A 19,942-nucleotide genomic window follows, 5' to 3' on the forward strand; every position below is an offset into this window, starting at 1 on the left:
ACCTCTAACCGATCCCTATGCATTCCAGGCAGATTGCTACGGCTTTTTTGAGCACCGTCAAATGCTCTTCCCGGAACAACCCTACGCCAATGAACGCCAAACCCAATGCAAAGCATGCGATTCCGATCCACTGTCTTCTCCTTTCCGTCATACGGCTTCGCCTCCCGTCCCCAGGTAAACGAGGCATCCGCCCTTGTTCAGCCCCCAAACTTCGTCCGCGCAGCGGACAATTTTTTGCGAGTGGGTCGCGACGATTACGCACTTATTTTGTGCGTGAGCCAGATCAACCAAAATTTTCATCACTTCTTTCTCCGTTTCCCGGTCCAGGTTGCCGCTGGGCTCGTCGGCTAGCATCAGGTTTGGTTCGTGGGACAAGGCGCGGGCGATGCCAACCCGCTGCTGCTCCCCTCCCGAGAGACCCAGCACACGGTGGTCCGCCGTCTCCTCGTCGATGCCCACGCGCTTGAGCAGGGCCAAGGCATAGGCGCGATTATCTTTATGGCGTACGCCGCTGATGGACATAGAAAGCTCGACGTTCTCTAACGCGCTTTTGTTTAGCAGCAGGTTAAGGCCCTGGAAGACGACGCCGATTTTTTTGGCGCGGTAATTATCTCGATCCATTTTGCGCAAATCTTCGCCTTCGTACAGAATCGTTCCCTCCGTACAAGCGTCTAGCCCGGCCAGCAGGGAGAGCAGCGAGGTCTTGCCCGCTCCGGATTTTCCCACGATGCAGTAGAGCCTGTGCGACTCAAAGTCCGCGTTCAACCCATGAAATACCGGCTTTGTGGCCTTTTCATAGGTGTACCCCACGTTTTTAAGCGATAGAACAGCCATATCGTTTCCTCCGTTATCAGTTTCGTTCGCGCAAAATGCGCATGGGCTCGTACTTCATCGCGCAGAACGTGCTGACCGCGCCCGCCGTCGCTACCAGGACTAGGGCGATGCCCACGAGTTCCCAGACGGTTATGAGACTCAGCGTCGCGCTGATGTGGGTGATGGGCACGTTGTCCGTGGCCAGCCCGTCGAAGGAGGCACCGCTCATTCCGATGGCCAAGCTCGGCCCGTTCAGTACCTGGGCCAACTGGTTGGACAGCAGCATATCGGTGACTGGCTGAGCCAACAGACTGCCTAGGGCGACGCCGAAACCCAGACAAACCGCCATGATGAGCGCGGATTCCAGCACCAGTTGAGTCGCGACCTTGCTCTTTTTCATGCCCATTGCCCGCAGAACGCCGATCTCATATTTTCGCTCTCGCACCACCAAAGAGGAAAGGATGAGCAAAACGGCCGCGCCCAGCGCCAGCACCACGCACAAGAAAATTAGGGAGATGACGCCCATCTGTTCGATGGGTTTTACAAAGGCGTCGTAGGCGACGGCGTCGGTGTTCAGGTTATAGTATTCGGAGAGGCCGGCAGCGTAGGCTTCCTGGGCGAAGGCGTCCAGATCGCCGGGGTTTTTCAGGAAAAAGGATGCTTGGAACGTGGGCTCGTAGGTATAGCGCGGGTCGGTCAGGAGATTATATTGGGTGAAGATCTCGTCGTCGCTATCCGTCTCCCCTTCGCCGTATGCCCGGTGGTAGACGCCTGTAACCTTGAGGAGCATTTCCTCCAGGGGACGCCCCTGCTTGTCGGTGTAGTAGATGCTTTTCGCCTGAAAAGTGTCCCCGGGCTTAAGACCGTTCAATCCCGCCAAAGTGTCGGAGATCACGCATTCGTCATCCGCCGTGGGAAAAACCCCTTTGATGAGTTTGGCCTGCCCGCCTTGGAACGGCTTGGCTTGGCTTACATCGTTGAACCCGCTGAGGATGTATTGGGGAAAACGGGTTTTCGCCGGGTCCTCGCCCGCTCGCTGCATCTCTATATCCCGGTAGTTAATCGGGGTGGTATACTTCAGGCCGTCCGCGATTGCCTCCATCTGGACGCTGTACACAGCCTTTTTCAGGTACTTGGAGGCGGACAGCCTTTGAAGCAGATCATCCGTGAGGGCGGGCTTGCGGAACGCCTCATCTTCTCCAAACGCTTCGCCGACCTTCACGTAATCGACGCTTAGGAGAACCTCGACGCTCAGCTGTTCCTTGTACTGAGCTGCGATGACGTTGGCGCCGTTGTAGACCACCAGCGTCACGCAGCTCATGGTGATGACCAGTAGAAAGAGCGCGGCCACCAGCGAGTTCCGCCCCGCGTTTCGGTACAGGTTTTGAAAGGCGTTTTTCAAAATATACATCGGACGGCACGCTCATTTCATTTAGGATTGGCATCAGTATAGCACGGTCAATGTTAATGCTGCGGCAAGGCGGAATCCCGCCACAAGGACGCCTTGCTTTTGCGTTAACATGACCCGTGGTATACTACTTTGAATAAATTCAGATTGCGGCGGGTGATTGCGGTGCGTCTATTAGTAGTTGAAGATAACATGGAATTGGCGGATCTGATGAAGGAAAGGCTTTCCGGCTTTGGATATGTATGCGATGTGGCCTATGACGGGGCAAGCGGAGATCTGAAGGCCTCCGACAATGATTATGACGCGATTTTGCTGGATTTGAACCTGCCGGACAAGGATGGCTTCGACCTGCTGGAGGACTGGCGGGGCCGGGGGCTTTCTGCACCTGTCTTGATCATAACCGCCCGGGGCGGGCTGGAGCAACGGGTCAAGGGCCTACGGCTTGGCAGCGACGACTATATCACCAAGCCCTTTGAATTCGCGGAAGTGGACGCCCGCATCCAGGCGGTGATCCGGAGGTTCCGGGGCCGGGCGAATCCGGCCATTCTCATCGGGGCGCTATCTTTGGACCCGGCCACCCGGCGGGTAACGTTGAACGGGCAGGAGATTCCCCTTTCCTGCAAGGAATTTGATATTTTGGAATACTTGGCAAGTTGCTATCCCCGAATTGTATCTAATGAGGAATTGGCGGAACACGTCTACGATGAAAACTTCGATCCCTTTTCCGGGGTCATCCGGGTTCACATGGCGAACATCAAGAAAAAACTGAAAGCAGGGGATGTGCCAATTTTGCGGAATGAAAAAGGAAAGGGGTATTACCTGTGTCTAGAGTGAAAAAGCAAACCTGGCTTTTGATTGCCGGGTATACCCTCCTGCTCAGCCTGAGTATTGTTCTGTGCTTTTACCTGTTCGTGCGCAATTCTGGCGCAGATACCAGCGCGCTGCCAAAGATCCTGTTTTACGCCCCAAGCGGCCAGACTATTTTGGACAGCTCCGTCACCTCGGCAGAACTGCACGACTATTTTCGAGCGGCCTTTTTCCGATATTTGCCTGTGCTGGTCGCCTCCGTATGCCTGCTAGTTCTGTTATTTTCCTGCGTGCTGCTGCTGGGTTTCTGTACGCTGGAGCGCCGGCATAACAGAGTTATCGCCAGTGATCTGAGAGATTTGACGGAAGCGGAGCTTGAACGCATCCGGGAGATGGATTTAAAGGAAGAGTATCAAGGCATTCACGCGCGGCTTTCCGCGTATGAGGAGGATCAGCGGCGGCTCCATTCATTCATTGCCCACGAGCAAAAAAATATGATCATGCTGATCAAAGCCCGGCTCGATCAAAATTCCGATCCGCTTTTAGTGCGGGACATCGAGAAGCTGGCCCAATCGGTAGACGACATTCTGACCGTATCCGCCCACCGGGACTCCAGCCATGAAACAGTGGACCTGGCGCTGATCGCAGCGGAGGAGTGTGACGCCTATCGAAACATTTATTCCGATTTGATCTTTTCCTTTGACGAGAATGCCTCTTATACGATTCTGGGCAAGGAACAGTGGCTGCGCCGGGCTGTCGATAACCTGTTGGATAACGCGGTCAAATATGGGGGTGGAAACCCGATTGAGGTGACTCTTGAGCAACAGCACAACAGCGTTTTACTCCACGTTCGGGATCACGGTGCTGGAATGAGCGAGGACGAGGCGGAACTGGTATTTGGATATGGCTACCAAATTAGAGCGTTGAACAAAGACGGCTATGGGATTGGGCTGAGTCTTGTACAGCATGTTTGCGCTTTGTGCGACGGCTTCATTCGAGTGAACAGCAAAAAGGGGCGGGGCAGTGAGTTTGTTTTAGCGTTTCCCCTAAATAGGTAAGTCTTTTTTATTAAAACCTCCATAAACAGAAAAAGAGTGGCCTGCTTCACGTAGGCCGCTCCCAGATGATCAACAAAAGCCATGATTTCGCAGGGGAAATCACGGCCTTTCATAAAAAAGAAGAGAGAAACGCAGAGCGAAGACATTCATCAAACGTTTTACGTTCTGGACGGCGGCAGTTAGAAAGCATTGCTTACGCATGGTTTGGATTCGGAGCATGCGGGCAAAGAGCAGGCCGTGGTTTTGTTTGGACTCCGCAAAAGAGCGTTCAATGGTCCCTTTAAGCCATTCCTAAATCTGCCTTTCATTGGAAGATTTAGTAAAACGGGTAAGGGCGTCCAGGTCATTCTGCCGGACATGCCTTGTCACCATCTTCCGCGTGCTTTGCCGCTGAAACATTCTTTGCGCCTCAGACAATCAGCACAAACTTTCGGATTACAGAAGTATTGCCGATATCCTTCTCGCGTCGTTGTTTTCCAGTTCAAAAGAGGGTGTTCTGGGCAACGATAAACGTCATATTTAAAGTCGTAAAGAAATCGCTACTTTCTGTAGTGCTCTCTGGCATGTGTGTGGCGTCGGTACCGATTAGGCCCTGGATTCCTTTTGCCCTCAACAGATGTGCAATAGCGGCGTTGTGGTATCCCGCATCCATTCCATGTAAGTTGGTAAATAGCCTAAACGTGCTTTGATCTCTTGTACGTCCATTGTCCAGGCAATATAAATTCTTACAGTGACCATGGATGAAGCTGAAATCTGCTGCTGTTTCGACATTCTTCAGATAGAGGTGCTCTTTCGGCGCCAGATCTTCCAACAACACGATCCTGCATTCATTCTGCCGGCCTATTTTCCGTTTTCGCAGCATTCGTTTCATCTACATGTTTTTCTTCTTTCGCCCTCTCTCTTCCTTTTTTCTTGATATGCTCAACCCCCTGACCACTTCCGTTAGTGGGTGTTAATGGTCTGAACGGCCGCTGTTGCAGATGCGGAAAATCTGCAACAGCGGCCGTTCAAATAGGGCAGGATGTAAATGCACACGGTGGATTTCCCTCTTAAAGGGCAGCAAGCAGCTTAAAACAGAACCCCGCGTTCCAGCGCCTTTTGCGGCGTGATCTTTTCGGCAATGACGTGGCGCCAGCCTTTCTCTTCCTGCACCTTCAGCTCGGCCTCGACCAGAATGTCGTAGGCCATCTCGCGCGGCACGCGCACGACGCCATCGCAGTCGCCGAAGAGGACGTCGCCGGGGCGGATGAGGACGTCCCCGATTTGAATCGGAATCTCCCATGCGAGGATCTTGAAGTGAATCATCGGCGTGGGCGTCGTATAGCGATACCATGCCCGGAAACCCATTTCGCGGATGCGCTCGCTGTCGCGCACGCCGCCGTCGATGATCGCGCCCCGGCAGCCCATGACGATGGACTGCGCGCTCATCATTTCTCCGTATTCAGCCTGTCCCTGCACGCCGCTGCAATCCCATACGGGAACGCAGTCCTCGTAGTAACCGCCCATGTACGCAGCGCGAACCCGCATCTCCTCGTCGAGCGGAATTTTTTCGTGCCAGGGCGCGCCCTTGACCGTATAGGCGAAACCGCACAGCTTCTGTCCTGGAACAACCGGCTTCAGATACGTGGGAAGCGTGCAGTTCGCGATGCCGTGCGCGTTCATCGTGTCGAACACGATGGCGCTGTGCAGATTTTTTTCGTAGCGGGCGATGAGCTCCTTTGGAGCGATGGGAAAAGATGAATGCTGCATAAATACCTCCTTTGAAGTCAGAGAGCCTCAGCTTTCGAGCTCCTGAACGCTATGGAACGGCAATTCGCTGCGAAGCGCGAGGATTTGCGCCCACTGCTCGGGGTAGATCATGTGATCGAGGGCCTCCAGGGTAGAGGCGAGATTGGAGGCGCGGCGGATGCCGTTCAGGGTGATGTCTACGTCCGGGTTGAGCAAAGAGACCTGCAGCGCCGCCGGGATGACGGGTACGTTCAACTCCCGGAGCAGCCTTTGCATGCGCTCCGCCGCTTGGCGGATGTGCAGCGCGCCGCCGACAAACGGGCGGCCGTCCCACCAGAGGTCGTGAAAGTTCAACGGGTCATCCGCCTTCACGACGCCGTAGTGCAGCACCGCGGCGTTGAGGAATGCCGCGCCCTTCTCGCGGCACACGTCAATCAGCGACTGAGCGGAGGATTTGAGCAGGCTGTACTCCAGGTAGGAAAGCACGCTGTCCAGCCCGCCGTCACGCACGCCCAGCTCCAGGGCGTTTAAATCCCGCGTGCCCATGCCGATGTATCCGATCATGCCCTCCGACTTGCGGTCCCGCAGGAAGGGGATGACGTCGCGCACACAAACATTGTAGTTGTTGGTGTCGTGAATCTGGTACAGGTCGATGTAATCGGTGTGCAGGCGCTCAAAACTCTCATAGAACGTGCGCTTGAATACCTCAAACGCGTCCGGCTGCTCGAAGGGGTAGCGGGACTTGGTGCAAAGAAAGATGCTGCTGCGGTCGATACGGCGGATAAAATCACCCACGACGCATTCGCTGGGGCCGTAATCACAGGACGTATCAAATATGCGAAGGCCCGCTTCATAGCACTTTTCCATGAGCGCGCTGTCCTCGCGAATGGCTTCCTGCGAGACCTTTCCATCCCGCTCGCCGAGAAACGCACAGCCTACGCCGATGGGGAGCACGCGGCCGGAGGCCGTGCGCATGCGAAAGCCGCGAAGCACTTCCTTGATGGGTTTTCCAGAATGAGTCCGGGTCATAGAGATCCTCCTTCGTCGTCAAAAGGCGTTTGATAGGACGGCTTTCGGGAAAAGCGCTTCATCCACAGCTTGCAGGTGAGAACGGATGCGGCGCAAAGGGATACCGCGAGCCATGGGCTGTCGACGCAGAGCGTTGCGGGCTCGCCGCCCGGCTCCTGATATTCGGCGTGCGTGATCTGATGCTCGCCGAACGCGCCGCCCTGCAGGATCAGCTTGCGCGGCTTTGCCGGGTGCAAATTGACGAGCGTCACCACGGCGAAATCCGGATGAAGCTCGCTTACGAGCGCGGCGACGTCCGGCGGGAGCCCGGGACGCAGGGCTTCAGCGTCGTAATAACGGAGCGTGACGAGCAGCAGCCCGCCGTTGTAGACCGGGGGAAGGCCGCCCAGCGTCAGGTGTACGAGCGCTTCGGTGTTCACGGGATTTCGCTGCTGGAGATACGAGTCGGAATACGTCGATGGATCCTGAGCATCCTCGCGAATGGCCTTCATGCGAGCGTAGACCTGGGTAAGCGCATGGTCGAGGGCATCGAGCGGATACCCCGGGTACGCGCCGTTCAGGTATTCGAGCCAGGCGGCTTCGTGTCCGCCCTGATCCTTTGCGTAGAACGCGCGCACGCGGTCCCAGTCGGGCCGCTCGAGATTGCGCAGCCTGCGGACGAGGGCCAGGTCGGCCTCGCTTCGCGTGACTGCGTACAGGTGCGCCAGCGAAACGGGCCGCATGGGGGCAAACTCGAACCAGCCGTCCCGCTCCAAAAAGTTTTCGAGGCCCTCTTCCGCTTGGCCCGTGGTGAGCACGCGGCCGTTGACGCAGTCATAATCGGGGTTGTACGCCCTGTGCGCATGGAGGGCGCCGGGAACGGAGTGCTTATGGGGAATGAACAGCGTGCCGTCCTGCTCGACGCCCAGGCGCATGAGCGCCTGGACCTGATCGCGCAGCCAGTCCATGGCGTCGGGGCTGCCGTGCAGGAGGCACTGGATTTCCCCGGCGACAGCCATGGCTTCTCCCAGAAAATAAAACCCGTGCGGCCACGTCCAGCCGTAGTGCCCGCCATACCAGTTTCCGCCCATCGCAGAGCCGACGCGTCCGTCGGGGCCCACGTTGTCCGGCAGGATGCCGCCGTTTTGCGCCATGCGCTCTCGCCAGGCGCCGACGTATTCGTCGATAAAGCGGGCGTACCGATCATCCCTGGTGTGCAGGTACGCGTTCATGACCAGCGCTGTGCACATCAGGTTGATCGCTGTGTCGCTGTGCTGCAGGCGCTCCTTCAATGCGCGGCCCATGGCGGCAGCTTTGTCCGGGTCCTTGAGGTCGCGCACCGTACGTACGCCCGGCACGTCGTCGTAGGGGAGGCCGTAGTACTCCTTCCAGTCCGCGTATGCCCAGGGCGCGGCCTCGCCGTCGCCAAAGTTTCGATAGGCGGGGCCCTCGCTGCCCAGATAGCAGCAGCGCATCATGCGCAGACGCGCGTCGTAGTTGCGCGCATGTTCGTCCTCGCCCGTGTAGAACGAGGCGAAGCGAACGGAACGCGCTTTGTTCACCGGGTCGTTTGGGTCCGCGAGGTTGAGCAGGTAGAAGAAGAGGTACCCCTCGCCCTGATGCATCCAGTCGTAGCCCTGCTCGTATTCCCGGCGGACGACGCTGTGTCCGTGGCCGCAGGGGACGCCGCTGAACTGACGCGTGATGGCGTCAAATTCCTTATGCGAGGCCGAGAGGAAGCGTTCGTCCCCGCCGAGCAGGTAGTAGAGCGGCCAGTTGTGGAAGCTCTCGTACATGTCGTCGAGCCCGTCCACGTCGGCATGGCCGGGCTGAACCGGCCAAAGCATGCTGCCATCCTCTCGAACGTATTTTTGCAGAATGCTTTCCGGCGTTTCATCGAGCGTTCGCATGAGCAGACGTTCCCTGAAAGCCCAATCAGGGAATTCGGTCTGAAACCGCTTCGCTTCAATATGCTGCACAAGACCGCCTCGTTTTCTGAACCTTTCGACAAGGTTCTTTGTTCATTGGCCACATTATAGGGCGTGCTGTTTTGTCACGTCAATGCAAAATCGTGACCTTCTTGTGGATTGACATGACTGTTTTTTCGTGTTAATGTTTAAAACACCTTTATTGCCGAGGGGGAAAAGAATCGCGGTGTTTAAGCTCTTGATCGTAGACGACGACGACATCATCCGGGGCAGCATGGCGCGCAACGTCCCATGGGCGCAGTGGGGGTTTGAAGTGGCGGGCCTGTTTGAGGACGGGCAAAACGCCATCGAATTTCTGGAAAAGAACGCGGTGGACGCGATTCTGACCGACGTCATCATGTACGAGGTCAGCGGAATCGAGCTGTCGCGCTACGTGCGCGACCACTGTCCGCGCACACAGGTGGTCATCCTGAGCGGTTACCGCGAGTTTGAATACGTTCAGGAGGCGATGCGTTACGGCGTGCGCAACTACGTGCTCAAGCCCATCGATTTAAAGGAGCTGGAGGCTGTATTCCGGCAGGTGGGCGAGGAGCTGGAACGGCGGAACAAGCCGGATACGGCGAACCTGCCCATCATCTACTTCGGAGAAGAGGCCTATGCGCAGATCGTCGAACTGGAGGACAGGGCGGCTCTGGCCGTTGCGTCCGCCGACGAGAATGGGCTCAGCCTGCTGAACGAAAAGCTGCGGCGCTCGCTGGACGGGGCGCCGGCCAACGCGCAGCTCTATTGCCTGTCCAACCTGCTGATGAAGGTGTACGAGCGCATCAACCAGGCGGGCATTTCCCCGGTCACGGTGCTGCCGCGGGAGAATATGGTCGAGCGCATGGCGCGCATGCGTGAGGAGACGGTTTTAAGCGAGATGCTCCAACTGCTTATGGACCTTTGCGTTTCCGTTCGCGTCTACCGCAGCACCGGCAGCAGCGTGGTGGATCAGGCGAAGCGATACATCGAGGAGCATTTGAGCGACAAGATCACGGTGGACGACATCGCGCACAGCGTGTACCTTTCCAGCGGATACCTGAGCCGGGCCTTTCGGGTGCAATGCGGGGAAAGCCTGATGGATTACGTCATCCGGCTTCGCATGCGGCGCGCGGCGGCGCTGATCGCCGAAGGACAGCACAGCATCGCGCAGGTCGCCCTGCTGAGCGGCTATCAGGACCAGGCCTACTTCCACCGGTCGTTCAAGAAATACACGGGGTGTACGGTGCGCGAATACCGCGCGAGAGCCCAGCGCCACGAGGGGGAGCGGCCGTGAGAAGACAGCAGGTGCCGCAGGGAAAATGGCGGCTGATCGACTACCTGCGCAACTACCGGTTTAACAGCATTTTTCTCAAAAATTTCGGCATCATCACGCTGCTCATCATCCTGCCGCTGACGGTCATCAACTATGGCTATTCGTTCAACGCGCAGCGCGCGATGGAGAACGAGATCATCGGCATTGAGCGCCAATCGCTCGAAAAGAGCGCCGACGTGATGGACGCGATCTTCAAGGAGGTTTACGAGCTGGCCTACAGCTTCGCCTCGGACGTGGATACGCGCCTTTTTATGCTGCAAAGCGAAAGCGCGCTGCGAAAGAGCGCAGAGACGGGCGGCTCGTGGTCGCGGAACACCCTGGTGGCGGATCTGCACGAGCGCATCCGCTTTTTTACGACGACCTATCGTTATATCGATTCGATCTACCTTTACGCGGAAAACTCCGGGCTCGTGCTCTACAGCGGGGATCTGGTAGACGTGGGCGACGTTCGGGACAATTCGTGGCTTGGCGTGTACGAGCAGATGAGCGACGAGTCCTTCCGCATTGAATCGCGCCGCAAGAACGACTCCTACCCCTATTTCATCACGTTCATCTGTCCGGCCAAATATCTGACCGGACGCCTGGGCGGCGCGGTGGTCATCAACCTGAACATCGAGCAGCTCGGCGCGTTTATCAACGGAAATCACTTTGAAGAGCAGCAGATGTACATCGCGGACAGCGAGGGGCACATCCTGTACGACAACAATTACCGCCGGATGGAGACGGAGCGCCTCCTGCCGCAGCCGCTGATGCTACTGGACGATACGACGCGGATCATGGAGCTGGAGGACGATACGGTCGTGGTGGCCTCGGTGCCTTCGCAGGTGCAAAGCCTGCGCTACCTTTCGATTCGCCCGATGAGCTACTACGAAAGCCGGCGGACGGAGCCCCTGGATTTTACGCTTCGCATGGCGATCGTATCGCTGGTGCTGAGCGTTGCCGTGACCTTCATCATCACGCTGGCGACGTTTTCACCCATCCGAAACCTCCTGAGCGCGGTGGACAGGCCCATCGCCCTGGAGCGCTCCATGGACAAGGAGCGTCAAAAGGACGAGGTGGAGCACATCAAGGACATCCTCTACGCGACGCGCAGCACGAACAGACGCCTGACGCTGGAGCTGGAGGAACGCATGGACAAGCTGAACAACGCGCAGCTGCGCGCGCTGCAAAATCAGATCAACCCGCACTTCCTGTACAACACGCTGGACGCCGTGCGCTGGGCTGCGATCGACCGGTTTGGCGGTGAAAACGAGATTTCGGACATGATCGCGCCGCTGGCGCAGCTGATGCGCGTAAGCCTGGAATGCCAAAGCTATCTGGTGCTCGTGCGCGAGGAGATCGAGCACGTCAAGCTGTATTTACGGATTTTCGACATCCGCTATCAGGGCCGTGTCAACGTGCTCTGGCAGATCGATCCGCAGATTCTGGACAGGCAGATCATCAAGCTTTCCCTCCAACCGCTGGTGGAAAACGCCATTCATCACGGCCTGCGGCCCAGGCGCTACCGCGGCACGCTCCTGATCGAGGGTTCGATGGAGGCGGGGAACGTGCGCATTTCGGTGACGGACGACGGCGTGGGCATGGACGAAGCGCATCTGGAGGAGCTTAACCGCCACATGCAGACGCAGTACCTCTTCGACGACCGGTATGTCGGGCTTCGCAACGTCAACCAGCGCTTTAAGCTGATTTACGGCGAGGCGGCAGGGATCAGGCTTTCCGTCCCGCAGCAGGGCGGGCTTTGCGTGACGCTGCTCTTTCCCGCTCAGGCGGGAAAGTAGCGGCAGCGCTGGTAAGAAGGACCATGAAAAGTGGTCAGAATAGTACACGATTGTCAGAATATTCAGAATTGACCCTCTCGTTTGTGCAACCTATAATAAAATACAGATGGGACGCACCAACAATCTGTCAAAGCGAGGGGTTCAATGTGAATAAGACGGTAGAAGCACGGGCACCCGGCCTGAAAGGCGCGGCACAAAGGAGCTCTCCGCTCAGAACGCTGCGCAGGAACGGCAGCCTGCTCGCGCTTTGCCTTCCGGCAATCGTGCTTTATTTTTTGTTCAACTATGTGCCGATGTGCGGCATCGTCATGGCGTTTGAAAAGTTTAAATACCCGACGGGCATGTTTCACAGCCAGTTCATCGGGCTGAAGAACTTCGAGTACCTCTTCAAGTCGGTCGAGCTGTGGCGCATCGTTCGCAACACGGTAGGCTACAACCTCATTTTTATGGTGCTGGGGCCGGTCATCAACATATCGGTTGCGCTGCTGCTGTTCGAGGTTCAGAACAAACGGGCGCTCAAGACGTATCAGACGATCATGACGTTCCCCAACTTCATGTCCTGGGTCATCGTTGGTTATATCACCTATGCGATTCTCAATCCCTCGCTGGGCATCATGGGCCAGATTTTTTCCGCATTTGGCATGGAGCGGGTGGACGTCTACAGCAGCCCCGGGTACTGGCCGTTCATCATCGTGCTGGTGAACACCTGGAAGGGGGTCGGCATGGGGTCTATGCTCTACTTCGCCTCCCTGATGGGCATCGACACCTCTCTTTACGAGGCGGCGATCATCGACGGCGCAAGCCGGTGGCAGCAGACGCGCTATATTTCCATTCCGCACCTGGTTCCGCTGGTGTGTATCATGACGATCATGGCGATGGGCGGCATCTTCAGCGGAGACTTTGGACTGTTTTACCAGATCCCCCGCGACGTTGCCGTGCTGTATGAGACGACGGACGTCGTGAACACCTACGTATACCGCGGGCTGAAAAATGCCAACTTTGGGGCGAGCTCGGCGATCGGGCTGATTCAATCGGTCGTGGGGCTGATCTTTGTGGGCGGCACGAATTACATCATCGCCAAGGTTTCGCCCGACAACGCGATGTTTTGAGGGGGAGGTAAAAGATGCTGAATCGGAAGATGTTCCAGAAAGGGCAGCGCCACAAGCTGCTGATTCATCTGTTCTTTATCGTGGCTTGCCTTACGTTCGTTTTGCCGATGATTATGGTCGTGTCCATCTCCCTTTCCAGCGAGGACGCGGTGACCGCCGCCAACGCGGGATACAGCCTGTTCCCGCGCGGATTTACGCTGGATGCGTACAAGATGGCGTTCGGCAACTCCGGCTCCATCCAGCGGGCCTACGGCGTGACGGCGGCGCAGGCGATTCTGGGCACGCTGCTCTCCTGCATCGTCGCGGGCATGGTGGCCTATCCGCTCTCGCGCAGCAATTTTGCATACAGAAAACCGATCACGTTTTACATCTTTTTCACGATGCTCTTTTCCGGCGGAATGATCCCGACCTACATCATCTATACCCGCTGGTACGGCCTGGGAGACAGCTTCTGGGTTTACATCCTGCCCAACATCACGGGCGGCGCGTGGAATACGCTGGTCATCCGCACGTTCTTCAAAAACCTGCCGGAATCGCTCTTTGAATCCGCCAAGATCGATGGGGCAAAGGAGCTGCGCATCTTCTTCCAGATCGCCCTCCCGCTGTCCACGCCGGTATTTGCGACCGTGGGCTTCATGACGCTGGTGGCCAAGTGGAACGACTGGAACACGTCGCTGATCTACATCTACAATCCAGAGCTTTACACCCTGCAATACCTGCTGCAGAAGGTGCTCAACGAAGCGCAGTTCCTGCGCAGCATGACGGCGAACAACATGGTCGGCATCGACTTTTCAAAGTTCAAGCAGCCCACGGAAACGCTGCGCTATGCGCTGTGCGTAATTGCGGCCGGACCGATGCTGCTGGTTTTCCCCTTCTTTCAGAAGTATTTTTCGCAGGGGCTCACCGTGGGGGCCGTAAAGGGATGATCTGTGTAGTCAAAGGGCCGGAGCGCCCTTTAAGAAAAAGGAGGATTCCCCATATGAAGAAAAAGCTGGTTGCCCTGTTGCTCTCGGCGCTTATGCTGCTCAGCTGCCTGCCCGCGTCGCTCGCGGAAGGCGCCGTCAGCGAGAACCTCGAGCCGGTCACGCTCGAGTACTGGATCATGGGCCCGGGAAAGCAGAAGGATTCCGACCGCGTGTGGGAAAAGTTCAACGAGATGCTGCAGGAGTACCTGCCGAACACCACGGTGAACTTCACCATCGTTCCGGACAACGAGTATTACGACCGCTGGTCGCGCGCGATGGCCGCGGGCGAGCAGATCGATCTGGCCTGGATCGGCTGGTTCCATAACATCCCCAGCGAGGCGAGCATGGGCTCCATCCAGCCGATGGATGACCTGCTCGACAAGTACGGACAGGACGTCAAGGCGTTCTATGGCGACGACATCCTGAACATGCACCGCGTGTATGACGGACGCCTGTACGCGATCCCGGTGTGGCAGGGCCTCGTCGGCGGGCGCTATGCGATGCGCTTCCCCAAAGAGCTCGCGGATCTTGCGGGCGAAAACTGGGTGGACGAATTCCAGCAGGTCATGTACGACAACTGCAAGACCATGGACGTCGACGCGAAGGCGAAGGTCTACGACAAGCTGGAGGAGTACTTTAAGGCCTGCAAGGACGCGGGACGCATCGGCATGGGCTATAACATGCAGCAGGGCCTGTATTCCTATTACGACAAGCAGGGCAGCGTGCTCGTCGGCCCGTATGCCTACGTGGAACGCGGAGACGACACGTTCACGGTCAAGCCCCTGCTGACGAGCGACGTCGTCAAGCTCAACTGCGAGTACATGGCCGACTGGTACCAGAAGGGCTACATCCGCCCGGACATCGCGAGCGTGGAAAACATCGAAGCGGACTTCCGCCGCGACGGACTGAGCGGCTACATCACCAACGGCTCGGACGGCCTGATCGACATCGCCAAGCATGCGACGGCGGAAAGCGGCTTTGACGTCGTGGCCGCCTATACCAATCCGGATGCGGAGTTCAGCCTGGGCTTCTCGACGGCGACCTGCATCCCCTATACCTCCAAGAACCCGGAGCGCGCGGTCATGCTGATGAACCTGCTGGTATCCGACGCGGGACGCGACCTGTACCGCCTGCTGGTTTACGGCTTTGAGGGCGAGCACTGGAACTACACCGAAGCGGGCGACGGCACCATTGAGACGACGGGCGGCCTCGGCCAGTCCACGGGCGATTGGAACTACGGCCTGTGGAAGTGGACGTTCGGCACCTGCACGAACGCCCTGTACACGACGACGGACATCGTCGGCGAGTACGAGGACAAAAAGGAACTGGAAAAGAATGCGTACGTCAATCCGCTGATTTCCTTCAGCTTTGACGCGGACGCCGTGGAGACGGAAGAGGCCAATATCCGCGCGATTGAGACGGAATACCTCGGCCTGAATAAGCCGGCCATGCTGTTCAGAGGCTATCTGGGCGCCGAATGGGAGCAGGGCTGGAACGAGCTGCAGCAGAAGCTGGAGCTGGCGGATTACGACGCCTACATTGCAGAGGTGCAGCGCCAGGTGACGGAATACGTCGAGGCGAACGGCGTGAAGTGGTAAGGGTCGCGGGATCCAGCGGGGCGGACGCTTTGGCGTCCGCCCTTTGTCGGGGAGGAGAACTGCATGGAGACGATCGAGTGTGAAAACGGAGCCGGGCAGCCCATGCGGCTGCTCGCGAGGCGCACGCAGGGGAGCGCGCCGCGGCCGGCGATCCTTTGGATTCATGGGGGAGGCTGGCGGCACGGCAGCGCATCTGACTATCAGCTTCACATGGAGCGCACGGCGCTTTTCGGCGCGCATGCCTTTGCCGTTCCATACAGGCTGCAAACCGATCGGGTTCAGGTGCGCGATTGCCTGGCCGACTGCCGCGCGGCGGTTCGCTTCCTGCACTCGCATGGGCAGGAGCTGGGCGTCTCCCGCATCGTCGTGACGGGCGAGTCAGCCGGCGGGCACCTGGCCTGCTGCCTGGGCACGCCACGCATCGTGCCGGACGCATTGGAGAGAGCGGACTGCGTGGTGAACGTCAACGGAGTGACCGACATGACGCGCGTATTCAAGGAGCACCTGTGCGAGCCGGATCGTTCGAGCGCGGCGCGCTGGGTGGAGCAGCAGGCTGCGGCGGAGGCGCTGTCGCCGCTGTTCAACGTGGAGCCTGGGTGCGCGCCCACGCTGCACGTGCAGGGGCTGGAGGATACGGTGGTCGAACCGGAAATGACCTGGCGCTATCACCGGGCGCTGCAAAATGCCGGCGTGCAGAGCGAAATTCTACTGCTGCCGGGCCTTCGCCACGCGTTTCTCGTGCCGGACTACGAGCGCCCGAACGAGGACGTGCGCGCGTCGGTAGATGGCCTATTGGAACGGCTTGCGCAGCTTGGCTGGATTGAAGATGACCCTGCAAACGCGAAAATGGAGGCGGCGGAATGCGAATAGATGCGCACGTGCACCTGTATGACCCCATGCGGCTGAGCCTCGCTTGGCCGCCCAAGGGAGATGTCTTTTACCGGCGCTTTGAAATGCCGGAGTTTTTGGAGGCTACCCGGGAGACGCCTGTAGACGGCGCGATCGTCGTCGCGTGCTCCTCCGAGACAGAGCTGATGGACGACCTTGCGGCTCGTTACCGGAACGAGGAGAAAATCCTTGCGCTGATCGGGCAGGTGGAAGACGGCGAAAACGGCTTTAAGGCCTATTACGGGCGATACACAGCGGAAGCGAAATTTCGCGGCCTTCGCATTCCTGCGCGCACGAAGGTCACGCCCGCGCTCATGGAAAGCGTGCGGGCCATGGCGTCGGGACGCGCCCGTGTGCTGGAGGTGCTGGGCGACTGGGACGATATGGAGCATTTAAAGCCCCTGATAGAGGCTGCGCCCGGCGTGAACTTCGTGCTCGAGCACTTTGCGGGAGCTTCGCTGCCGGACGCGCCGTCGCCGGGCTACCGCCGCTTCCTAAATGAAGTGGCCGCGTATAAAAACGTGTACATGAAGCTTTCCGCCCTCATGACGCGAAGCCGGGAAGCGCCGGTTCCGCTGCGCGCGAGCGCTTATGAACCGCTGATCGCGGAGGCGCTGGGTGCGTTTGGAACGAAGCGCTGCCTGTTTGGCTCGGACTGGCCCGTGATGTCGGTATGCTGCGATTACCGCTGGGCGGTCGATTTGACGGAGGAAATCCTTCAAAAGGTTGGAGAAGAAGCGCTGGAAGACGTGATGGCGCGAAACGCTGCCCGGATATACGGGATCGAATAAAAAAAGGACGTGAAAATGATGATGAACGTGGGCATTTGCATCGAGCACACGGAAAGCGGCATGCGGGAAAAATTTCACGACGCGGCGGCGAAGGGATTTGCGCATTGCCAGCTGATCAGCTGGGCGCTGGGGCTGTGGACGGAGGAAGAAGCGGAGCGCATCCGTGAATACGCGAGCGAGAGCGGTGTCGCGATAACGGCCTTCTGGTGCGGCTGGGCGGGCCCGCGGATCTGGAACTTCACGGACGGACCGGAGACGCTGGGGCTGGTGCCGGCGGCGTATCGCTTTGCGCGCATGCAGAACCTGATGGACGGGGCGGACTTTGCCAAGCGTCTGGGTGTGAAGGACGTGGTGAGCCACATGGGGTTCATTCCGGAATCGCCGAATGACCCGAACTACGCGGGGTTCGTGTCGGCGATACGCGCGGTAGCGAGGCACCTGAAGGGGAACGGGCAGAACCTGCTGTTCGAGACGGGGCAGGAGACGCCGGTGACGATGCTGCGCTGCTTTGAGGACGTGGGGACGGGGAACCTGTACGTGAACCTGGACCCGGCGAACCTGATCCTCTACGGCAAGGCGAACCCGGTGGACGCGCTGTGCGTGTTCGGGAGCTACGTGCGCGGGGTACACGCGAAGGACGGGCTGTACCCGGTGAACGGGCGGGAGCTGGGCACGGAGGTCAAGATCGGCACGGGCAGGGTAGACTTTCCCGCGCTCGTGCGGTCGCTGGACGAGCTGGGGTACGAGGGAAGCCTGACCATCGAGCGGGAGATCGAGGGAGAGGAACAGATTCGCGACATACTGGAGGCGAAGGAATACCTGAGCGGCCTGATCGCCGCGCTGTAAGGGAGGAAGAAGAAGATGCTGAAGGTTGGAATCGTGGGAACGGGCGGCATCAGCCAGTCGCACCTGACGGGATGGGCCGCTGTTCCGGAGGCGAAGCTCGCGGCGGCGTGCGACATCAGGGCGGAGCAGGTCGATCCGGTGGGGGAGAAGTACGGCTGCCGGGTGTATTACGACCTGGACGAGATGCTGAAGGGCGAGGAACTGGACGTGCTGGACATCTGCCTGCCGACGTACCTGCACGCGGACGCGGCGGTGAAGGCGATCGGGCGGGGGATCAACGTGCTGACGGAAAAGCCGGTTTCGCTGCGGCGAGCGGACGTGCGGCGCGTGTACGGCGCGGCGCGGGAGAAGGGCGTGTGCGTGATGGTGGCGCAGGTGCTGCGGTTCTGGCCGGAGTACGAGCGGCTGAAGGAAGCGGCGGATAGCGGCGAGTATGGCAGACTGCTCAGCGGCAGCATGACGCGGCTGGGCAACACGCCGAAGTGGAGCTGGGACGACTGGATGAAGGATCCGGAGCGCAGCGGACTGGTGCCGTTCGACCTGCACATCCACGACCTGGACTTCATGATCTACGCGTTCGGGACGCCGGAGAGCGTCGCGTGCAGCCGCGCAGGGAACGAGCGCCAGGACTACCTGAACGTGATCTACCGGTACCCGGGGTTCTTCATAAACGCGGAGGCGGCGTGGTACGACTGCGACTACGCGTTCACGGCGGGGTACCGCTTCCAGTTTGAGAAGGCGGTGATGGAGTTCAAGGCGGGAACGCTGACGATTTACCATCAGGACGGGCGCGTGGAGACGTGCGCGCAGGAAGAGGACGCGGCGGAGAACGGCATCAACCTGCCGCGCAGCAACGCGTACTACAACGAGATTCGTTACTTTGCGGACTGTGTGCTCGCGGGCAGGGACTGCGACCGGGTGCGCCCGGAAGAGCTGGAGGCCGTGCTCGACACCATCGAAAAGCTGTAAGACGCGAAAACAGGACGCCCGCGGGGTCCTGTTTTTAATTTCAAACGCGCGGAGCGGATGTGGATGCCGGCAAACGACGGCGGTCATCGTCCGCTCATTTCCTCTCCTCTTGCAGCCTCGCGCGCACGCGCTGCCAGACGGCCTTTGCGTCCACGGGAAAAGTCTCCGCCTCGCGCCTAAGCGCCTCGCGCAGGGCGCGTCCAAACGGATCATTGAAGTCTTCCATACTTTTCCTCTCTTTCAATCATCGTGCGCAGCCGCTTGCGCGCGGCGTGCAGACGGGATTTAATCGTCGTGGAGGGCAGGGCGAGAGCGCTCGCGATTTCCCGCTCGCTCATGCCCTGGTAGTACATCAGCAGCACGGGCAGACGATGCTTCTCCGGCAGGCGGCTGATCATCTCCGCCAGACGCCGCGCCTGCTCGTTCCGTAAAATCGACTCCTCCGGCGAGGGGATCGCGGCCCCGTTCTCTTCCACCCGCGGCAGAAGGGACAGGTCCTCCATCGGCACGCTGCGCCCTGCCTTGCGGCAGTAGGTGCGCGCGTGGTTGACGACGATGCGGGAAAGCCAGGCGTCGAAGCGCTGCGCCTCTCGCAGGGAATCCAGATGGCGGATGGAGGCGATGAGCGCGTCCTGCACGACGTCCTGCGCCGCGGAGTGGTCGCGCGTGATGAGATAGGCCAGCCGCGTCAGGCCGTCGATGCGCCCGGCGAACAGCGCCTCCTGAGCGTTCACGTCGCCCGCCGCCGCGCGCCTGAACAGCGCAAGTTCGTTGTCCTCCATGATGCCCCTCCGATGCTTATGTTGCGCCTCCATTTTGCCCATTTTTGCGGCGTTTCATCCAGTCCGGGCAGCTTTATTACTATGGACACATCCTTGTTTATGTCGCATAAAT

The 19,942-nt window shown here is 58.8% G+C and carries 20 protein-coding genes; 11 read left to right on the top strand and 9 right to left on the bottom strand.

Annotation, left to right across the window (positions count from 1 at the left end):
- Window positions 1-4: 4 nt before the first annotated feature.
- From C1725_RS19285 to C1725_RS08080, 3 genes are read right to left on the bottom strand one after another with little or no spacing between them, the layout of a single operon-like run.
- The gene (locus C1725_RS19285) at window positions 5-187 is read right to left on the bottom strand and encodes a CD1871A family CXXC motif-containing protein (protein ID WP_428829577.1); all 183 of its coding nucleotides are present in this window, start codon (window positions 185-187) and stop codon (window positions 5-7) included.
- The gene (locus C1725_RS08075; protein ID WP_102411117.1) at window positions 148-834 is read right to left on the bottom strand and encodes an ATP-binding cassette domain-containing protein; all 687 of its coding nucleotides are present in this window, start codon (window positions 832-834) and stop codon (window positions 148-150) included. Before C1725_RS08075 ends, C1725_RS19285 begins: the two co-directional genes overlap by 40 nt.
- Before the next feature lie 16 nt (window positions 835-850).
- A complete protein-coding gene (locus C1725_RS08080) occupies window positions 851-2,224 on the bottom strand; it encodes an FtsX-like permease family protein (protein ID WP_102411118.1) in 1,374 nt (457 codons plus the stop codon).
- A 129-nt stretch (window positions 2,225-2,353) separates the two neighbouring features.
- Here C1725_RS08080 and C1725_RS08085 point away from each other — a divergent pair, with 129 nt between their 5' ends.
- Together C1725_RS08085 and C1725_RS08090 are read left to right on the top strand one after the other, a co-directional pair.
- Entirely contained in the window at window positions 2,354-3,055 is a 702-nt protein-coding gene (locus tag C1725_RS08085; protein ID WP_346026467.1) for a response regulator transcription factor, read from the top strand.
- The gene (locus C1725_RS08090; RefSeq protein WP_146009192.1) at window positions 3,043-4,086 is read left to right on the top strand and encodes an ATP-binding protein; all 1,044 of its coding nucleotides are present in this window, start codon (window positions 3,043-3,045) and stop codon (window positions 4,084-4,086) included. The genes C1725_RS08085 and C1725_RS08090 overlap by 13 nt, the downstream gene beginning before the upstream one ends.
- Before the next feature lie 481 nt (window positions 4,087-4,567).
- On the opposite strand, the gene C1725_RS08100 is transcribed toward C1725_RS08090, so the two are convergent.
- The 4 genes from C1725_RS08100 to C1725_RS08115 all read right to left on the bottom strand — a co-directional run bounded on the left by C1725_RS08100 (window position 4,568) and on the right by C1725_RS08115 (window position 8,801).
- The gene (locus C1725_RS08100; protein WP_102411122.1) at window positions 4,568-4,957 is read right to left on the bottom strand and encodes a hypothetical protein; all 390 of its coding nucleotides are present in this window, start codon (window positions 4,955-4,957) and stop codon (window positions 4,568-4,570) included.
- Between the two features lie 197 nt (window positions 4,958-5,154).
- Window positions 5,155-5,835, bottom strand: coding sequence for an RraA family protein (locus C1725_RS08105; RefSeq protein ID WP_102411123.1), 681 nt, complete (start codon window positions 5,833-5,835; stop codon window positions 5,155-5,157).
- A 27-nt stretch (window positions 5,836-5,862) separates the two neighbouring features.
- Window positions 5,863-6,843, bottom strand: coding sequence for an aldo/keto reductase (locus C1725_RS08110; RefSeq protein ID WP_102411124.1), 981 nt, complete (start codon window positions 6,841-6,843; stop codon window positions 5,863-5,865).
- On the bottom strand, window positions 6,840-8,801 hold the full coding sequence (locus tag C1725_RS08115; protein WP_102411125.1) for a DUF8034 domain-containing protein: 1,962 nt from the start codon (window positions 8,799-8,801) through the stop codon (window positions 6,840-6,842). Before C1725_RS08115 ends, C1725_RS08110 begins: the two co-directional genes overlap by 4 nt.
- A 175-nt stretch (window positions 8,802-8,976) precedes the next feature.
- On the opposite strand from C1725_RS08115, the gene C1725_RS08120 reads away from it, so the two are divergent.
- The 9 genes from C1725_RS08120 (at window position 8,977) to C1725_RS08160 (ending at window position 19,048) form a co-directional block, all read left to right on the top strand.
- Window positions 8,977-10,065: a response regulator transcription factor gene (locus tag C1725_RS08120; protein WP_346026468.1), complete on the top strand. Its 1,089-nt coding sequence runs from the start codon at window positions 8,977-8,979 to the stop codon at window positions 10,063-10,065.
- Entirely contained in the window at window positions 10,062-11,882 is a 1,821-nt protein-coding gene (locus tag C1725_RS08125; RefSeq protein WP_102411127.1) for a histidine kinase, read from the top strand. Before C1725_RS08120 ends, C1725_RS08125 begins: the two co-directional genes overlap by 4 nt.
- 146 nt (window positions 11,883-12,028) lie before the next feature.
- Window positions 12,029-12,991 carry an ABC transporter permease gene (locus tag C1725_RS08130; protein WP_346026469.1) on the top strand — a complete coding sequence of 321 codons (963 nt, stop codon included), beginning with the start codon at window positions 12,029-12,031 and terminating at the stop codon, window positions 12,989-12,991.
- A gap of 14 nt (window positions 12,992-13,005) precedes the next feature.
- Window positions 13,006-13,917: a carbohydrate ABC transporter permease gene (locus C1725_RS08135; protein WP_346026470.1), complete on the top strand. Its 912-nt coding sequence runs from the start codon at window positions 13,006-13,008 to the stop codon at window positions 13,915-13,917.
- A gap of 53 nt (window positions 13,918-13,970) precedes the next feature.
- Entirely contained in the window at window positions 13,971-15,554 is a 1,584-nt protein-coding gene (locus tag C1725_RS08140) for an ABC transporter substrate-binding protein (protein ID WP_346026471.1), read from the top strand.
- A gap of 63 nt (window positions 15,555-15,617) precedes the next feature.
- Window positions 15,618-16,424 carry an alpha/beta hydrolase fold domain-containing protein gene (locus C1725_RS08145; RefSeq protein WP_102411130.1) on the top strand — a complete coding sequence of 269 codons (807 nt, stop codon included), beginning with the start codon at window positions 15,618-15,620 and terminating at the stop codon, window positions 16,422-16,424.
- On the top strand, window positions 16,415-17,233 hold the full coding sequence (locus C1725_RS08150; RefSeq protein ID WP_102411131.1) for an amidohydrolase family protein: 819 nt from the start codon (window positions 16,415-16,417) through the stop codon (window positions 17,231-17,233). The genes C1725_RS08145 and C1725_RS08150 overlap by 10 nt, the downstream gene beginning before the upstream one ends.
- Window positions 17,234-17,248: 15 nt before the next feature.
- The gene (locus C1725_RS08155; RefSeq protein WP_346026472.1) at window positions 17,249-18,079 is read left to right on the top strand and encodes a sugar phosphate isomerase/epimerase family protein; all 831 of its coding nucleotides are present in this window, start codon (window positions 17,249-17,251) and stop codon (window positions 18,077-18,079) included.
- A gap of 15 nt (window positions 18,080-18,094) precedes the next feature.
- Complete coding sequence (locus tag C1725_RS08160; protein ID WP_102411132.1) at window positions 18,095-19,048, top strand: Gfo/Idh/MocA family oxidoreductase; 954 nt, start codon at window positions 18,095-18,097, stop codon at window positions 19,046-19,048.
- 94 nt (window positions 19,049-19,142) lie between these two features.
- Here the strand turns inward: C1725_RS08160 and C1725_RS19290 are convergent, their stop codons facing one another.
- Both C1725_RS19290 and C1725_RS08165 read right to left on the bottom strand, forming a co-directional pair.
- A complete protein-coding gene (locus C1725_RS19290; RefSeq protein ID WP_346026473.1) occupies window positions 19,143-19,274 on the bottom strand; it encodes a hypothetical protein in 132 nt (43 codons plus the stop codon).
- Entirely contained in the window at window positions 19,258-19,830 is a 573-nt protein-coding gene (locus tag C1725_RS08165) for an RNA polymerase sigma factor (RefSeq protein ID WP_346026474.1), read from the bottom strand. Before C1725_RS08165 ends, C1725_RS19290 begins: the two co-directional genes overlap by 17 nt.
- Window positions 19,831-19,942 lie beyond the last annotated feature (112 nt).

This window comes from Beduinella massiliensis, assembly GCF_900199405.1.
Taxonomy (GTDB): domain Bacteria; phylum Bacillota; class Clostridia; order Christensenellales; family Aristaeellaceae; genus Beduinella; species Beduinella massiliensis.

Bases quoted from the DNA above. Each gene is read 5' to 3' on its own strand.
- C1725_RS19290 (WP_346026473.1), bottom strand. From the start codon at position 19,274: ATGGAAGACTTCAATGATCCGTTTGGACGCGCCCTGCGCGAGGCGCTT.
- C1725_RS19285 (WP_428829577.1), bottom strand. From the start codon at position 187: ATGCCTCGTTTACCTGGGGACGGGAGGCGAAGCCGTATGACGGAAAGG.
- C1725_RS08145 (WP_102411130.1), top strand. From the start codon at position 15,618: ATGGAGACGATCGAGTGTGAAAACGGAGCCGGGCAGCCCATGCGGCTG.
- C1725_RS08140 (WP_346026471.1), top strand. From the start codon at position 13,971: ATGAAGAAAAAGCTGGTTGCCCTGTTGCTCTCGGCGCTTATGCTGCTC.
- C1725_RS08105 (WP_102411123.1), bottom strand. From the start codon at position 5,835: ATGCAGCATTCATCTTTTCCCATCGCTCCAAAGGAGCTCATCGCCCGC.
- C1725_RS08135 (WP_346026470.1), top strand. From the start codon at position 13,006: ATGCTGAATCGGAAGATGTTCCAGAAAGGGCAGCGCCACAAGCTGCTG.
- C1725_RS08165 (WP_346026474.1), bottom strand. From the start codon at position 19,830: ATGGAGGACAACGAACTTGCGCTGTTCAGGCGCGCGGCGGCGGGCGAC.
- C1725_RS08100 (WP_102411122.1), bottom strand. From the start codon at position 4,957: ATGAAACGAATGCTGCGAAAACGGAAAATAGGCCGGCAGAATGAATGC.
- C1725_RS08155 (WP_346026472.1), top strand. From the start codon at position 17,249: ATGATGATGAACGTGGGCATTTGCATCGAGCACACGGAAAGCGGCATG.
- C1725_RS08075 (WP_102411117.1), bottom strand. From the start codon at position 834: ATGGCTGTTCTATCGCTTAAAAACGTGGGGTACACCTATGAAAAGGCC.
- C1725_RS08110 (WP_102411124.1), bottom strand. From the start codon at position 6,843: ATGACCCGGACTCATTCTGGAAAACCCATCAAGGAAGTGCTTCGCGGC.
- C1725_RS08150 (WP_102411131.1), top strand. From the start codon at position 16,415: ATGCGAATAGATGCGCACGTGCACCTGTATGACCCCATGCGGCTGAGC.
- C1725_RS08160 (WP_102411132.1), top strand. From the start codon at position 18,095: ATGCTGAAGGTTGGAATCGTGGGAACGGGCGGCATCAGCCAGTCGCAC.
- C1725_RS08080 (WP_102411118.1), bottom strand. From the start codon at position 2,224: ATGTATATTTTGAAAAACGCCTTTCAAAACCTGTACCGAAACGCGGGG.